The 312-nt window shown below is 51.9% G+C and carries 1 protein-coding gene; it reads right to left on the reverse strand.

Features of this window, described 5'->3' with window-relative positions; genetic code table 11:
- Positions 1-37: 37 nt before the first annotated feature.
- The coding region (locus A3709_RS24745) for a hypothetical protein (RefSeq protein ID WP_231871271.1) at positions 38-312 on the reverse strand (275 nt) is incomplete at its 5' end.

The raw sequence follows: 312 nt of genomic DNA on the forward strand, positions 1-312 counted from the left end.
ATAGCTGGTCCATGTTATTGAACTGAATCGCGGCTTACTATTTTTGCGTTGCCAGATAAACTCGACGTGAAGGCAGATATGGCAGCACTGCAATATCAACTGCATTGAAGGCAGGGATTTCTCTCAAAGAACAAGAGGGTAAACAGGGGACTAACATGAGCACAAAGCACGCATGGGCGGCGATTTCATCGCTGACACTTTCTTCGGTCGCATTCGCGCAAACAAGCGGTACACTGACATATGGGCCTGCGCCAGTGACCGCTGCTCCGACTCCCGTTGATTCAGTCGCACCGGCAGTGCCCGTGCCGATTC

This window comes from Halioglobus sp. HI00S01 (assembly GCF_001635445.1).
Taxonomy (GTDB): domain Bacteria; phylum Pseudomonadota; class Gammaproteobacteria; order Pseudomonadales; family Halieaceae; genus Halioglobus; species Halioglobus japonicus.